This window comes from Bradyrhizobium sp. SZCCT0231 (genome assembly GCF_018130245.1).
GTDB lineage: Bacteria > Pseudomonadota > Alphaproteobacteria > Rhizobiales > Xanthobacteraceae > Bradyrhizobium > Bradyrhizobium japonicum_F.
Genome location: NZ_JAFCKP010000001.1, coordinates 777,226 through 792,470 on the forward strand (window position 1 = coordinate 777,226; position 15,245 = coordinate 792,470).

Below are 15,245 nucleotides of genomic sequence, written 5' to 3' on the forward strand. Positions count from 1 at the left end.
GGATACCGCTGTCGCATAAGGGGGTCTTGAACGTTTGGAACTCTCATGCGTTAGTCGGCGGTGACGGCCATGCACCACCCGGCATGACGATGCGGCCACGGAGTTCGGTTCTTGCTTAGGCTTTACAGATGGCCGTCTGACGACTGGCGCGGCATCGGCGCGGAAATGCCCTCGGAGATCATCTGGGCCGATCTCTTGAACGCGACTGACGAGGAGAAGCAGTTCGTCGAGCGACTGCTCGGCATCCGCGTTCCCTCGGAGGAGTCCCTCAGCGAGATCGAGGCGTCGAGCCGCCTGATCTTCGACCACGGCACGCTCTATCTCAGCTCGCCTGCGGTCCGGCACAGCGAGGACAACGAGGCCGAGATCACGCCGGTAGGGTTCGTCATCGGTCCGCACGTGCTGGTGACGGTGCGCTTTGCAGAGCTGCCGATCTTCGACGACATCGGCAAGCGCGTCGGCTCGGACGACAGCCTCGAGAACGGCATGTGCGTGTTCGCCAGCCTGCTCGAGGCCATGATCGACCGCGGTGCCGATGTGCTGGAGCATCTCGGCGCCAAGGTCGATCAGCTTTCGCGCGGCGTTTTCAAGGGCGGGCTGGTGCGCACCCAACGGCCAGTGCGCTCCAGCCGCAGGATGCGCGAGGCCCTGGAGAATATCGGCGAGCTGGCCGACCGGCTCGCCAAGGCGCGCGATGTCCTGCTCGGCGTTGGCCGCATCGCTTCGTTTGCCGACGATGTCGGCAGTGAATGGATCACGGCTTCGTCGAAGAAGCGCCTCGAGGCCGTGTCCAAGGACGTCGTCTCGCTCAGCGACTACGAGACGCGATTGACGGACAAGATCCAGCTGCTGCTCGATGCGGTGCTCGGCTTCATCAACATCCAGCAGAACGAGCTGTTCAAGATCCTGACGATCGTGTCCGTCGTCGGCGTGCCGCCGACGATCATGGTCGGCATCTGGGGCATGAACTTCAAGCACATGCCCGAGCTGGGCTGGAGCTTCGGCTATCCGCTGGCGTGGCTTGCGGTCATCGCCAGCGGCGTGCTGCCGCTGATCTGGTTCAAGCGGCGCGGCTGGTTCGAGTGATGGCCGGTTTCGTAGGGTGGGTTAGGCTCGCGGCTGCGCGAAGCGCATCCGCGAGACGTAACCCACCATCTCTCTCTGCGCGGTGACCGTAGCGGTGGGTTACGCCTTACCGATTGCGCTTTGCGCAGCCGGCAAGGCGTAACCCACCCTACGCATTGTCGCTGCTCGTCAGATCATGCCGCTTCGGCCTCAACGCTGCCGATCCAGTCGCGGGCCAGCGTCACGTCGGCCTGCGACAATTGGTGGCCTGATGGCAGCACCTTGTGATCGACACGCGCGCCGGCGTCCGACAACAACGCCGCGAGCCTTGCCGAATTGCTCGCCGGCACGATCGGGTCGGCCTGGCCGGACAACAGCAGCACCGGCTTGCCGCCGAGCGCGGGGTTCGGCGGATCCGACAGCGGCACCATGGCGCGCAGCAGGATTGCACCGGACAGCGCCTCCGGCCTCAGCAGCAACAGCGCGGCAGCGATGTTGGCGCCGTTGGAGAAGCCGACCGCGACGGGCGCTGCAAGGCCGTAACGTTGCCGCGCCTCCACGACGAAGTCGCCGAGTTCGCGCGCGCGGCGGCGCACGTCGTCCTCGTCGAACACGCCCTCAGCGAGGCGGCGGAAGAAGCGCGGCATGCCGTGCTCGAGCACGCGGCCGCGCGGCGAGAGCAGGGCGGAGCCGGGCGAGATCATCTCGCCGAGCCCGAGCAGGTCGTTCTCGTCGCCGCCGGTGCCGTGCAGCAGCAGGAGTGGAGGGGAGCCCGCGCTGGTCGCGGGCTCGAAGCGATGGATGAATGCGGTTTCGGTCATGACACGGTTTCTTCCAGGCTCGGCAAGACCCCCTCGATCTGCTTGCGATGTTGTTCGAGGAAGCTCGGCAGCTTCAGGTCACGCCCCAAGGTCGCGACGGGCTCGTCGACGGCGAAGCCGGGGATGTCGGTCGCGATCTCGAACAGCACGCCGCCGGGCTCGCGGAAGTAGATCGAGCGGAAGTAGTTGCGGTCGCGCTGCTCGGTCGGGTGCAGGCCGTGATTGCTCACCAGCTTCTGCGCCATCCTGCCCTGTTCGGCATCGTCAGCCGCACGGAAGGCGATGTGATGCACCGAGCCGCCGCCTTGATGTCCGCGCAAGAAACCCTTGGCCTCGTAGATGTCGACGACGCTGCCTTCGGCATCGCCCGGTGCCTTGAAGCGGATCACCGAGCCTTCGCGTCCCGTCTCCTTGAAGCCGAGCACGTCGGTGAGGACGGCAGCCGTCTTCACTGCGCTGTCGAGCAGCAGCGTCACGCCGTGGAAGCCGCGGATGGCATGCTCGGCCGGCACGTCGCCATTGCTCCAGCCCGGCTCGTTCTCGGCACCGGGGATGCCGACCAGCGCGAGCGCCATACCATCGGGATCGGTGAACGGCAGCACGGACTCGCCAAAGCGCTTCTCCAGCGCCTCGTAAGCGATGCCCTTCTCGGTGAAGCGCTGCGTCCAGTAGCCGAGCGAGCGCTGCGGCACGCGGAAGGCGGTCTGATGGGTCTCGCCGACGCCGCGGCGCCCGGCCGGGACGCCGGCCCAGGGGAAGAAGGTCAGGATGGTGCCGGGGCGGCCGGTCTCGTCGCCATAATAGAAATGATAGGTGCCGGGATCGTCGAAATTGACCGTCTTCTTGACGAAGCGCAGGCCGAGATCCCGGGTGTAAAAGCCGAAATTGCGGATGGGATCGCCGGCAATCGCGGTGACATGGTGCAGTCCAGACATGGTCGTCCTCCAGGTTCGGGGGCGCAGTCGCGCTCTGGCCGGAAATATCATTCCGCTTTGGATTGGAGACAATCCATGCAAATATGACGGCTATGTCTACGATTTGGAAACAATCCCTTCAGTTGCCCTATGGATAAGCTCGGCAGCCTCCGGGCCTTCGTGAAGGTGGTCGAAAGCGGCAGCTTTGCCGAGGCCGGCCGGCAGCTGCGGCTGTCGCGCTCGGCGATCAGCAAGTACATCGCCGACCTCGAGGAGAGCCTCGGCGTCCAGCTCCTGAACCGCACCACCCGGCACGCCAGCCCGACCGAGAACGGCCAGCGCTATTTCGAGCGCGCGGTCGTGATCCTCTCGGAGATCGAGGTCGCCGACCAGGCGGTGACGCAGGCGCAGTCGGCGCCGCGCGGGCTGCTCCGCGTCAACGCGCCGATGTCGTTCGGCACCATGCGGCTCGGGCCGGTGCTGGCCGATTTCATGGCGCGCTATGCTGAACTTCAGCTCCAGATCGTGCTCAGCGACGATCTGCTCGATCCGGTCCAGGACGGCTTTGACGTGACGTTGCGGATCGCGGAGCTGGAATCCTCCAGCCTGATCGCGCGAAAGATCATGCCGGTTGCGCGCATGATCTGCGCCTCGCCGGATTATCTGGCGCGCCACGGCACGCCGAAACATCCGCAGGATCTGCGTGAGCACGCCTCGCTGACCTACGGCTTCCTGCTGACAGGCAATCAGTGGAAACTCACGGGCAGCGACGGCGATCACTGGATTCAGCCGGCATGGTCACTCTGCGTGAACAACGCCGAGGTGCTGCGCGACGTCGCGATCAAGGGCAGGGGGCTGGCGCTGCTGCCCGAGTTCATCGCGGCTGACGCCTTGCGGAAAGGCGAGCTGCGGACGGTGCTGGATAGCTATTCTGCGCCGCCGCTCGCGCTCTATGCGGTCTATCCGCCGACGCGGCACCTTTCGGTCAAGGTGCGGCTGTTCATCGATTTTCTGGTCGAGCGGTTTGGGCGCGACGTGGACGAAGCCGGCGGGCGCAGGGCGACGACTCGCTAGAGGGAAGAGGTCAGCGATCTTGCCGGAAAACGCGAGTACAGGTCGACCTTGGGCAAGATGCGGAAGGGCGCCTTCGAAACAGGTTTTGGTCAGCTCGATCAGATCGCCCGTATCGACCCACTGAGAGTCCCACGCAGATGGCTGGACACTATTATACCGCAACGGAAACCTGAACTTTCTTCCGATCGCTTGGGACTCATATTTGCGTCCCGGCTTCGCGCCTTAGGACCAGAGAGCTTCAGCCGCTGCCGGGGCGTCGCCGAGGGCTCTCTTCCAGGCCGCAGCGAAAAGCGGCGGCATGATGTGTAGCTCGCCGGCACTTCTCGACTTGATTTCAACAAGCAGGAGGAGCCTATGCGGAAGTCTCTCACCTTTTTCCTGTCCGGCCTGGCATTGGCCGTCGCGGCGTCACCCGCCGTAGCCGGCGAGCGGGTGCTCGAGTTCAAGCTGATCACGAAGCCGATCGACCTCAAGGTCATCGAGGCCGCAAACGTCGAAGGACAGACGGTTGTGTCTGGTAAATTCTTTGGGGTCGCCGTCTTCAGCGATGGCCGTATCGGAGTGAAAGAGTTCGTGAATACTTCGGACTTGCTCAAAGGGTCGGGCCCCTTCTTCGGCTATAGCACTTACACGTTCGAGGAGGGCTCGATCACGGCGCGCTACACTGGTTCGGCCAAAGATGGCAAATCAACGGGTGAATACACGATTCTGTCGGGCACAGGTGCTTATGCGAACGCCACGGGTACGGGAACAATCGAAAGCGCGCCGAACCCGTTCAAAGGCGTCAACCTGCTGAACATAAAGCTCGTCGTCAAAACGTCCGGCTCATGACAGCGCAATGGTCACAGGTTTCCGGCACGAAGGAAGTTGATCCCTCGTGTGGGTGTTGGCCCGGCCGGCGGCTCATTGCTGGCCGGGCGACCCGCTGAAACACGATTGGAGTCGGAAGATTGATCCTGTTGACCCGCTTGAGACAGTCCGCAGCCCGGCCTGAGCGCTGATTTGCTGCGGCGACCGTATCACGAACTGACGCGGTCGCCCCACTGGCCTTGATCGTAGGCCTGCAGGATGCGGACAAAATCAGCCATGCTGGATTGATCTCGGTGTTCGGCTACAGCCGCAACCCGAGTATCGGATGCAGGCTGGTTCCCTTGCCAATACCGCATGAGGAGATCGGCGATGTTTCTCATAGCGTACTCTCAGCAGACAAATGTGACGGTCGACACCAGGGACTTGGAGCGGCATCCTGCCGCTCGATCAGGAGAAAGGCCGGCGGGCGCTACGCCGCCGGACTTGTCCTGCAACTGCCGGCTCGCGGGGCCGGTTCCGTTGCCTTTCACTCTGCGTTTGTAAATAGCAAGAGCACTTGGTTGTCGCCATTGTGCGGGGGTATGACGTGGCCATACTGAGGTAGGCTCAGACGCTACGCTGCGAATTTAGTCGAGCGGGCGCTGCTCGGCGGGGCGGAGCAGATCGTCAAGCGCGCTCATCGACGCTTCCCGCAGCGCGGCGAGTTCGCGAGCCGCACCCGGGCATTCCTGCAGGGGCATCGCGGCCGCCGCCAGCTCGATCTCGCGGCAGCGTTCGAACAGGCGGACGAGACCGAGCGCACTCGCCGCGCTGCCGAGCTGATGCGCGGATCGTGCCAGCTGGGCGTGATCGCCAATCGCGGCGGCCTTGGTGATGTCCTCGATCAGCTTCTCGCCGGTCTCGTCCAGCAGATGGTGGAGCCTGTCGATTTGCGCGGCGCCGAGCAGCTCCCGCTGGTCTTCGAGAAAGTGCCGGTCGATCAATGCACCGGCCGCAAGCTGTGTTGCGGTCGTCTCCTGCGCGGCATCGTCCTCGATCGCTTCGCGCAGCGCGTTGATCAGGATCGGCTTGCTGACGACCTTGGCAATGCCGGCGCCGGCGAGCCGTTCTCGGGCGCTGGTGGACACGTCCGCGGTCACGGCGATAATGCGCGGCATCTTCGGCAGACCGAGCTTGGCGATCCGCGACGCCGCCTCGACTCCGTCCATGTCGGGCATGTGCAGATCCATCAGGATGACGTCGAACGCCTGGTCGCGGGCGAGCTCGACGGCCGATGTGCCGTTCCTGGCGATCGTGGCGCGGTGGCCGAGCCTCTTCAGAATCGCTTCGCCGACTTCGCAATTGACGGGATCGTCGTCGACCAGCAGCGCATGCAGCTGTCGCGACGGCGGCGCAAGCGCGCCTTGCGCGATGCCGTTTCCAGCAAGGCCAAGCGGCACTTCGAGCGTGAAGGTGCTGCCTGCGCCCGGCGTGCTCTCAACCGTCAACTCGCCGTGCATCAGTCGGGTGAGGCGGCGTGCGATCGCAAGGCCAAGGCCGGTGCCGCCGAAGCCCCGCGCGATGCTGTCGTCGGCCTGGACGAAATCCTCGAAGATCCGCTCGTGCAGGTCGGGCGCGATGCCGATGCCGGTGTCGCGAACGGTGATGCGAAGCAGCACGTGATCGTCGTGCCGCTCGGCTGCCGCGTTCACGCCGATCCCGCCGCTCGGGGTGAACTTGATCGCGTTGCCGATCAGATTGAGCAGGATGCGATTGAGCCTGACGGGATCGCCATGCGCGGCGGTGTTGACCGTCGCATCGCCGGCGAGGTCGAAGGTCAGACCCTTGTCCAGGGCCTGCGGGCGCATCAGATCGGCCGCGGCCTCGATGAGCTGGTCGAGACGGAAGTCGCGCGTCTCCAGCATTTCGGTGCTGGCCTCGAGGCGCGCATATTCCAGCACCGCATCGACCAGCGCGATCAGCGTTTCCCCCGACGCCGCCGCGGTGGCGAGGTGACGGCGCTGGGCCTCGCTGAGGCTGCCGTCGTCCAATAATTGCAGCACGCCCATGACGCCGTTCAGCGGCGTGCGCAACTCGTGGCTGACGACGGCGAGGAAGCGCGACTTGGTCTCGTTGGCCGCTACGGCCGCGCTACGCGCGCGCTCGGCGGCGTCGTGCTCGGCAAGCGCCTGGTCGCGCGCCTTCTCGAGCTCCGAGGTGCGCTCGACCACCTTGCGCTCGAGCGTGGCATAGGACTCGCGAAGATGCGCCGCCATGCGGTTGAACTGGTCGCCGAGCGCCTCCAGCTCGTCACCGGTCCTGATCGCGAGCCGCTGGCCGAGATCGCCGCTGCCGATCCGCTTGGCTCCTTGCGTCAGCATCTGGATCGGCACGGTCATGCGCCGGCTGAGAACGAGCGACACCAGCACCGCACCGACCAGCAGGATGACGAGGAGAAAGGTCGAGCGGCCGATCGAGGCGTAGATCGGCGCGTAAGCTTCGGTGAGCGGCAACTCGACGAACACCAGCCAGCCGAGCGAGGGCACCGTCGCATAGGTCGACAGCACGCGTTGGCCGGACAGATCCTCCTTGACGAGGCCGCCCGAAGGCGGCCCGACGCCGTCGAGCGCGGCGCGGACGTCGGCCTGGCCGGAGAGATCGCTGCGCTGTAGCGCCCGCCACAGGTCGGGATGGGCGATCAACACGCCCATGCGGTCGACCACATAGGCCTTGCCGGTGTTGCCGACCCTGATCCCGGCGACCAGGTCCCAGATGAAGCGCAGATTGACCTCGGCGACGATCACATCGGGAGCGCGGCCGGTGCCGCGCGTGGCGAGCGTCATGAACGGCTCGGTGTCGCCGAAGAAGTAGACGGGTCCGTAATAGGCCCGGCTGTCATTGGCGCCGCGGAAGGCGGGCGAGGCGGAGAGGTCCGCGTTGCTGCCGACCTTGTCGGCGACACGGCGCGACACGCGCACCTGCTCGCGGCCCTGCGCGTCGAGCTGGGCGATCTCCGCGATCGCAGGCGAGAGGCGCAGGAGGCGGATGGCGTTCAGCCGCTCGTCCTCGTTGGTCGACAGTTCCGGCGGCAGCCGCGCGAGCCACCTGATCTGGTTCTCGATCTGGCCGATGAACTGGCCGATCTGAATGGCTGCGGAGGCCGCCTGCTCGCGTTGGGTCGCCGCCAGCAGCTGCTTCTGTTCGCGATAGGAGAACCAGACGTCGAAGCCGGTGCTGATGGCGAGCGCGGCAAAGGCAAGCGCGACGATCGAGTAGAGATACTTTCTGAACAACCGGCCGGGAGGCGTCCGCGAAGATCCCTGGTCGACCGGCTCGTTCACTCGCGGATCTCGTCGGCGCGCGCGAGCAGCGTGAATGGGATCGTCAAGCCGAGCGTGCGGGCGACCGTGCGGTTGATCAGCAGCTCGTATTTGCGCGGCGATTGCACCGGCAGATCGCCGGCCTTGGTGCCGCGCAGGATGAGATCGACATAATCGGCCGAGCGCACCTCGAGGGTCGGCCCGTAGCTCATCAGCCCGCCGGCATCCATGAAGTAATGGAACGGATAGATCGTGGGCACGCGGTATTTGGCGGCTGCCGCGACGACCGCGTGCCGGTTCACCACCAGAAAGCTGTCGACGAGTGCAAGCATCGCCGCCTTGGGCGGTTCGGAGAAGCGCCTGATGGCTTCGTCGATCTCCGTTGGCGCGTTGACGGGCGCGGGGACCGCGGAGACGCCGGACGCTGCGGCCTCCTGCTCGATCGATTCGAGGAAGAAGCGGCCGCCGCGCGGAGTGGTCGCCGGGTTGAACAGGACACCGACACGCGCGACATCGGGCACGGCCTCGCGGATCAGCTGGAGCCATTTGCCGCCCATCTCGGCGGTGCTGTTGGTGAAGCCGGTGGCGTTGCCGCCGGGATGCGCGAGGCTTGCGACGAAGCCATTGCCGACCGGATCGTTCGCGGTCGCAAACACGACCGGAATGGTCTTGGTGGCGGCAAGGACGGCCGCGGTCTCGACGGTCGATCCGGTCAGGATCACGTCCGGCTTGAGATCGAGCAATTCTTGAACGGCGGTCTTCAGTCTGTCCGGTGCGCCGAAGGTCGAACGGAGCTCGAGGCGGAAATTGACGCCTTCGACCCAGCCGCGTTGCCGCAAGCCGGCAATGAGGCCGCCCAGGCGGGAGGTCGGGCTGTCCGTCATGCTCCGTCTGGTCAGTTCGTCGTCGAGCGGCAACGCGGTCAGCGAGGCGACGATCCGCATGCGATCCGGCGTTGCGCCGAGCGCGATCCAGCCCGCGGCCGATGCACCTGCAAGGCGAAGGACATCGCGGCGATTGATCGCCGAGGAAACGAAAGACTGCCCCGTCATGGAATGCGTTGCACGATCGCCTTTTGCTGGATGCTTAGCGCGAAAGCGGGATGCCCACAATCGACGAAAGGCGCATGTGAATGTTCGTTCGCACGCCTCCGGCCATCCATCGGCGACCGTCCTGTTGCCGTTCGAGCGCCATGCCTAACGCCGCAGCGTGAACTCCTCCGCTCCCCGCCGATGCTCCCATTTCGCCTGCTCCAGCTCGGGGCGGTCGCATTCGGCTTCCGGATAGCCGATGCAGAGATAGGCGATGAATTTCCAGGATTGCGGCACATCGAGGATGGCATGAATGCGATCCGGATTGAGGATCGACACCCAGCCGAGGCCGATGCCCTCCGCGCGCGCGGCGAGCCACATCGCGATGATCGCGGCGACCACGGAATATTCCGTCGTCTCTGGCATGGTGGCGCGGCCGAGGCCGTGGCCGATGTCGCTGGCCTTGTCCGCGAACACGGCGAGGTGGCCGGGCGCCTGTTCGAGGCCCGACAGTTTCAGCGTGGCATAGCGCGCTGCGCGGTCGCCGGAGTAGCAATTCAACGCGTCGGCGTTGCACGCCTTGAAATCGTCCGTGACCGCCCGGCGCCGTGCGGCATCGTCGACGGTGACGAAGCGCCAGGGCTGGCTGAGGCCGACCGAAGGCGAGAGGCAGGCGGTCTCGATCAAGCGATCGATGGCGTCCGTCGGCAGCGGATCGCTGCGGAAGCGGCGCACGTCGCGGCGCCACACGAACAGCTCGCGCAGGTGCTGGCGGAAGGTATCGTCGAACTCGACCATGAGGTCAGCGCCCCATCTGAAAGGACGCGGCCACCAGCAGGATCAGGATCTCGCCCGTCTGCTCGAACGCGCCCAGGATATCGCCGGTTTGCCCGCCGATCTGGCGGATGGCAAGCCGCGCCAGCATCAGGCCGGCGAGCGACAGCAGGATCAGGCCGACCAGAGCCTTGCCCGGCCCCAACGCCAGGGCAAGCGCGAGCGTTCCAACGGCGAAGGCGATGGCGACGCTGCGGCCCGGCGGCGACCCGGCGCTGGCCGACAGCCCATCAGGCCGCGCCGGGGCGACCAGCGACATGAAGGCCGGCACGCCGGCGCGGGCAGCCGTGTGCGCCGCGCACAGCGCAAGCATGACGGCCCATGGATTTGCGATCGTCGCAAGCGCGCTCCAGCGCAGGCCGAACGACAGGATCAGCGCGCAGACGCCATAGGTCCCGATCCGGCTGTCGCGCATGATCTCGAGCTTGCGCTCGCGCGTGCGGCCGCCGCCAAGTCCGTCCGCGGTGTCGGCAAGTCCGTCCTCGTGCAGCGCGCCGGTGATGAGGGCGGTCGTGGCCAGCACGAGCAAAGCGGCAAGGCTCGGCGTCAGTCCGATCCGAATGGAGATCTTGTAGACCAGGGCGCCGGCGAGGCCGACCAGCAGTCCCGCGACGGGCAGCGCCCAGGTCGCGCGTGCGATCGCGCCGTCACCGGCGGGCTTCGACGATGCCACCGGCAGGACCGTCACGAACGACGCTGCGATTCGGAGATCGGCGACGACGTCTCGCAAAAATTCGGCGCGCGGGATCATTTCAGCTTCATCGGCAGGCCGGCGACGACGAACTCGACCTCGTCGGCGACACCAGCAATGGTCTGGTTCATGATCCCGGCCGCGTCGCGAAAGCTGCGCGCCAGCGCGTTGTCGGGCACGATGCCGAGGCCGACTTCGTTGGTGACGAGAACGACGGGGCTGCTGAGATGGAGCAGGGTGGCGGCAAGCGCATTCACCTCGTGCTCCCAGTCGCGCGCCGCATGCATCAGGTTGGAGAGCCAGAGTGTCAGGCAGTCCACGAGCCTCGCGCCGCCGCCATCGGTTGCGAGCAGCGCGGGCACGAGATCGAGCGGGACTTCGCGCTCGATCCAACCGGTTCCGCGCCGCGCGCGGTGTCTTGCGATGCGTTCCTGCATTTCGCCATCGAGCGCCTCGGCCGTCGCGATGTAGACCGCCTGGCCGGGAAAGCTGCGCGCGCGCGCTTCCGCCCGGGTGCTCTTGCCCGATCGCGCCCCTCCGGTGATCAAAATGACGGCCATGAAGGTCTCCTGCCGCCAGCACTAATCATCAAATGCGGCCAAAGACAAAGCCGAAATCAGGTGGCAAGGGGCTTGCGCTCGGCCGTCGTCTTGCGCAACAGGGGCGGAGCGAGACGGGAGATTTGCGTGAGTTTTGCGGGCGCGATGGCAGTGGCGATGGCGGTGGATGCCCTTCTGGGCTGGCCATCGTGGCTGTTCGCGCGGATCGGCCATCCCGTCACCTGGCTCGGCCGGTTGATTGCCGCCATCGACTCCGCCTGGAATCGCGCGTCTGATCCGCCGGCATGGCGCCGAGCTGCTGGCGTGGCCGGCGCACTCGTGGTGATTGCGCTCTCCGTCGCGCTCGGCTGGGGGCTTCAATCCTTGCTTCCCGCAGGCTGGATCGAGATCGTGTTGGCCGGCATCCTGGCCTGGCCGCTGGTGGCGTTGCGCTCGCTGCATGATCATGTGGTTGCTGTCGCGAAGCCGTTGAGCGCCGGTGATACTGCCGCCGCGCGCGAGGCGGTCTCGCGCATCGTCGGCCGCGATCCCGCGGCGCTCGATGAAGCCGGCATCGCGCGCGCGGCGATCGAGAGCCTTGCCGAAAATGCCTCCGACGGTATCGTCGCGCCGGTGTTCTGGGGCGCGCTGTTCGGCTTGCCCGGAATCCTCGGCTACAAGGCGATCAACACGCTGGACTCCATGATCGGCCATCGCAGCGAACGGCACGAAGCCTTTGGGTGGGCGGCGGCGCGCATCGACGATGTCGCCAATTTCATTCCGGCGCGCCTGACCGGATTCCTGTTCGTGCTGCTGGCGCCGCGGCGGTCGGAGGCATTGGCGTGCATGACGCGCGATGCGCGCCGGCATCGTTCGCCGAATGCCGGCTGGCCGGAAGCGGCGATGGCGGGCGGGCTTGGCGTGCGGCTCAGCGGCCCCCGTATCTATCACAGCAGCATCACGCATGAGCCCTGGCTTAACGAAGGCGCGCGCGATCCGCGCGCCCCCGACATCGGCGAGGCACTGGCCGTCTACCGTCGCGCCATGCTGTTGCTCGCCGGCCTCCTTGCGGTCCTGGCTTTCGCGTGAAAGAACGGGGCATGCGCGAACATGGTGGAAATCTCGATCTGGCCCGGCAGCGGTTTGGCGGCCGCGCGGAGGATTGGATCGATCTGTCGACCGGCATCAACCGCGTGCCTTATCCGGTGGGGGAGGTGAGCGCGCACGCGTGGAGCGCGCTGCCGTCGCGTGCCGAGATCGATGCCTTGCATCGTGCGGCGCGGCACGCCTATCGCACGAGCGCACCGGTTGTTGCGACGGGCGGTGCCCAGGCCGTCATTCAATTGCTGCCGCAACTCGCGACGCGCGGGCGCGCGCGCATCCTCGCGCCGACCTACAATGAATATGCCGGGGTCCTGTCGGCCGCGGGCTGGGATGTCGAGGAGGTTGCGGAGCTCGATGGGCTGGCGGGCGCGGATCTCGCCATCGTCGTCAATCCCAACAATCCGGATGGCCGGCGTCATACGCCAAAGGACTTGCTGGCATTGCTCCCGTGCGCCGGCCGCCTCGTCATCGACGAGAGCTTTGCGGATACCGATCCGCAGCTGTCGCTTGCGTCCGAAGCGGATCGGCCGGGACTATTGGTGCTGCGCTCGTTCGGTAAGTTTTATGGTCTTGCCGGCCTTCGGCTCGGCTTCGCAATCGGCAATGCCGCCGACATCGCCAAGCTCGCGGCAATGTCAGGTCCGTGGCCGGTCTCGGGGGCGGCGATTGCGATCGGCTGCCAGGCCTTGCGCGATGATGCCTGGGCCGAGGCCACGTCGGCGCGGCTCGCCCGCGACTGTGTTCGTCTCGATACCATGGTGCTGTCGCAAGGCTGGCGGCTTATCGGCGGCACGCCGCTGTTTCGTCTTTACCAGACACCTGACGCGCTGGCCGCGCAGGAGACGCTCGCACATGGCCACATCTGGTCCCGCGTCTTCGCGCAAGAGCCGACATGGCTGCGGCTCGGGCTTCCCGGCAGCGAAGCCGAATGGGCGCGCCTTGCCGAGGTCCTAGCGCGCTAGCGCGAGCAGGCCTTCGACGTCGAGATGGGCTTCGATGTGATCGGCCAGCGCCTCGAGCGCGCTTTCGACCCTGGCGTGATAGGGCTCATCGCCCGCGGGAATGTCGAGCTTGGCCAAGAACACCTTGCGGAAATCATCCGACGTGAACAGGCCATGCAGATAGCTGCCTTGCACGCGTCCATCCGGCGAGATCGCGCCTTCCGGCTCGCCATTCAGTATCGCGAATGGGCGGGCGCAGTCGGGGCCGTCGGTGCGGCCGATATGGATTTCGTAGGCTTCGATCGGCTGCTCGGTGGCCGCATGCACGGCCGCAACCCGCGTCAGCGTCTTCTGCGGGCTCATCACTGTCTTCACGTCCAGAAGTCCGAGGCCCGGTGTCTCGCCCGCAGGGCCCTCGATGCCATCGGGATCAGCGACGCTGCGCCCGAGCATCTGATAGCCGCCGCAGAGGCCGAGCACATGGCCGCCGCGGCGGAGGTGCGCGAGGAGATCGATGTCCCAGCCCTGTGCGCGCAAGAAGGCGAGGTCGCCGCGGGTGGATTTTGAGCCGGGGATGATGACGAGGCTGACATCGCCGGGAATCGCTTCGCCCGGGCGGACCATCACGAGATCGACGCCCGGCTCGAGCTTGAGCGGATCAAGATCGTCGAAGTTGGCGATCCGCGAGAGCGCCAGGCAGGCGATCTTGCATTGGCCGGGCTTGCGCGCATCGCTCAGGCCCAGCGCGTCCTCGGCCGGGAGCTCGCCGGCGCGCGGAAACCAGGGCAGCACGCCAAGGCCGCGCCATTCGGTCTTTTTCTCGATCAGCCTATAACCGTCGTCGAACAGCGTGGGATCGCCGCGGAACTTGTTGATGACAAAACCCTTGATCATCGCGGCATCGTCGGGATCGATCACCGTCTTGATCCCAACGAGCTGGGCGATGACGCCGCCGCGGTCGATGTCGCCGACCAGCACGACCGGCACGTTCGCCTTGCGCGCAAAGCCCATATTGGCGATGTCGGCCTTGCGCAGGTTCACCTCGGCCGGACTGCCGGCGCCCTCGACCAGCACGAGATCGGCGCGTGCCTTCAGCCGCTCGAAGCTCTCCAGCACCGCGCCCATCAATGATGGCTTCATCGCCGCATAGTCGCGCGCACGCGCTGTCGCGATCCGCTTGCCGTGAACGATGACCTGCGCGCCGACATCGGTCTCGGGCTTGAGCAGAACCGGGTTCATGTCGGTGTGCGGCTCGACACCGGCGGCGAGCGCCTGCAGCGCCTGGGCGCGGCCGATCTCGCCGCCGTCGACGGTGACCGCGGCATTGTTCGACATGTTCTGCGGCTTGAACGGGAGCACGCGCAAGTCCCGCCGGGTGAAGGCGCGCGCGAGGCCGGCGACGATGAGCGATTTGCCCACGTCCGAGCCCGCCCCCTGGATCATCAGCGCGCGTGCCATCGAATTCAGAACTCGACGCCGGCCTGGGCCTTGATGCCGGAGCGGAAGGGGTGCTTGACCAGCGTCATCTCGGTGACGAGGTCGGCGATCTCGATCAGCTCGTCCTTGGCGTTGCGCCCGGTGAGGACGACATGCGTCATCGCAGGCTTTTGCGTCGTCAGAAATTCCACCACCTCGGCGATGTCGAGATAGTCGTAGCGCAGCGCGATGTTGATCTCGTCGAGCACGACCATGCGCAGCCGCTCGTCGAGGATCAGCTCCTTGGCCTTCTCCCAGCCGGCGCGTGCGGCGGCGATGTCGCGGGTGCGGTCCTGCGTCTCCCACGTAAAGCCTTCGCCCATGGCATGGAACTGGCAGAGGTCGCCGAAATGGCCGGTGAGCAGCCGCCGCTCGCCGGTGTCCCAGGCGCCCTTGATGAACTGCACGACCGCGCAGGGCAGGCCATGGGCGACGCAGCGCACGATCATGCCGAAGGCCGAGGAGGATTTTCCCTTGCCGGCGCCGGTGTGGACGATGATCAGGCCCTTTTCGCCGCTCTTGGTCGCCATGATCTTGTCGCGGGCGGCCTTCTTCTTCGCCATTTTCTGGGCGTGCCGGGCGTCGGTTTCCTCGGCTGTTCGAGTATCCGGTTCAGGCGTCATCGGTCCCGGTCCTTCGGCTTGAC

At 66.2% G+C, this 15,245-nt stretch carries 14 protein-coding genes; 5 read left to right on the forward strand and 9 right to left on the reverse strand.

Annotated elements, in window-relative coordinates; all coding sequences use genetic code 11:
- Positions 1-111 precede the first annotated feature (111 nt).
- Entirely contained in the window at positions 112-1,086 is a 975-nt protein-coding gene (locus JQ566_RS03455) for a magnesium transporter CorA family protein (protein ID WP_212370003.1), read from the forward strand.
- Between the two features lie 173 nt (positions 1,087-1,259).
- Here the strand turns inward: JQ566_RS03455 and JQ566_RS03460 are convergent, their stop codons facing one another.
- Together JQ566_RS03460 and JQ566_RS03465 are read right to left on the reverse strand one after the other, a co-directional pair.
- Entirely contained in the window at positions 1,260-1,886 is a 627-nt protein-coding gene (locus tag JQ566_RS03460; RefSeq protein ID WP_212370006.1) for an alpha/beta hydrolase, read from the reverse strand.
- Positions 1,883-2,821 carry a ring-cleaving dioxygenase gene (locus JQ566_RS03465; protein ID WP_212370009.1) on the reverse strand — a complete coding sequence of 313 codons (939 nt, stop codon included), beginning with the start codon at positions 2,819-2,821 and terminating at the stop codon, positions 1,883-1,885. Before JQ566_RS03465 ends, JQ566_RS03460 begins: the two co-directional genes overlap by 4 nt.
- Before the next feature lie 129 nt (positions 2,822-2,950).
- On the opposite strand from JQ566_RS03465, the gene JQ566_RS03470 reads away from it, so the two are divergent.
- Both JQ566_RS03470 and JQ566_RS03475 read left to right on the forward strand, forming a co-directional pair.
- Positions 2,951-3,874 carry a LysR family transcriptional regulator gene (locus tag JQ566_RS03470; protein ID WP_212370012.1) on the forward strand — a complete coding sequence of 308 codons (924 nt, stop codon included), beginning with the start codon at positions 2,951-2,953 and terminating at the stop codon, positions 3,872-3,874.
- A 354-nt stretch (positions 3,875-4,228) separates the two neighbouring features.
- Positions 4,229-4,705, forward strand: a complete 477-nt coding sequence (locus JQ566_RS03475; protein WP_197946627.1) for a hypothetical protein — start codon at positions 4,229-4,231, stop codon at positions 4,703-4,705.
- 605 nt (positions 4,706-5,310) lie between these two features.
- On the opposite strand, the gene JQ566_RS03480 is transcribed toward JQ566_RS03475, so the two are convergent.
- The 5 genes from JQ566_RS03480 to cobU form a co-directional block, all read right to left on the reverse strand.
- On the reverse strand, positions 5,311-8,004 hold the full coding sequence (locus JQ566_RS03480) for a hybrid sensor histidine kinase/response regulator (protein ID WP_212370015.1): 2,694 nt from the start codon (positions 8,002-8,004) through the stop codon (positions 5,311-5,313).
- A complete protein-coding gene (locus JQ566_RS03485) occupies positions 8,001-9,035 on the reverse strand; it encodes an ABC transporter substrate-binding protein (RefSeq protein ID WP_212370018.1) in 1,035 nt (344 codons plus the stop codon). Before JQ566_RS03485 ends, JQ566_RS03480 begins: the two co-directional genes overlap by 4 nt.
- Before the next feature lie 144 nt (positions 9,036-9,179).
- A complete protein-coding gene (bluB, locus tag JQ566_RS03490) occupies positions 9,180-9,812 on the reverse strand; it encodes a 5,6-dimethylbenzimidazole synthase (RefSeq protein WP_212370021.1) in 633 nt (210 codons plus the stop codon).
- Positions 9,813-9,816: 4 nt separating this feature from the next.
- Positions 9,817-10,599, reverse strand: coding sequence for an adenosylcobinamide-GDP ribazoletransferase (cobS, locus tag JQ566_RS03495; protein ID WP_212370024.1), 783 nt, complete (start codon positions 10,597-10,599; stop codon positions 9,817-9,819).
- Entirely contained in the window at positions 10,596-11,099 is a 504-nt protein-coding gene (gene cobU, locus JQ566_RS03500; RefSeq protein WP_212370027.1) for a bifunctional adenosylcobinamide kinase/adenosylcobinamide-phosphate guanylyltransferase, read from the reverse strand. Before cobU ends, cobS begins: the two co-directional genes overlap by 4 nt.
- Before the next feature lie 126 nt (positions 11,100-11,225).
- On the opposite strand from cobU, the gene cbiB reads away from it, so the two are divergent.
- Complete coding sequence (cbiB, locus tag JQ566_RS03505) at positions 11,226-12,167, forward strand: adenosylcobinamide-phosphate synthase CbiB (RefSeq protein WP_349643298.1); 942 nt, start codon at positions 11,226-11,228, stop codon at positions 12,165-12,167.
- An 11-nt stretch (positions 12,168-12,178) separates the two neighbouring features.
- Positions 12,179-13,144 (forward strand): threonine-phosphate decarboxylase CobD, encoded by a 966-nt coding sequence (gene cobD / locus JQ566_RS03510; protein ID WP_212370028.1) that lies wholly within the window; start codon positions 12,179-12,181, stop codon positions 13,142-13,144.
- On the opposite strand, the gene JQ566_RS03515 is transcribed toward cobD, so the two are convergent.
- A complete protein-coding gene (locus JQ566_RS03515) occupies positions 13,133-14,581 on the reverse strand; it encodes a cobyric acid synthase (protein WP_212370031.1) in 1,449 nt (482 codons plus the stop codon). The two genes, cobD and JQ566_RS03515, sit on opposite strands and share 12 nt — an antisense overlap.
- A gap of 5 nt (positions 14,582-14,586) precedes the next feature.
- A complete protein-coding gene (gene cobO / locus JQ566_RS03520; protein ID WP_212370034.1) occupies positions 14,587-15,222 on the reverse strand; it encodes a cob(I)yrinic acid a,c-diamide adenosyltransferase in 636 nt (211 codons plus the stop codon).
- Positions 15,223-15,245: the final 23 nt, after the last annotated feature.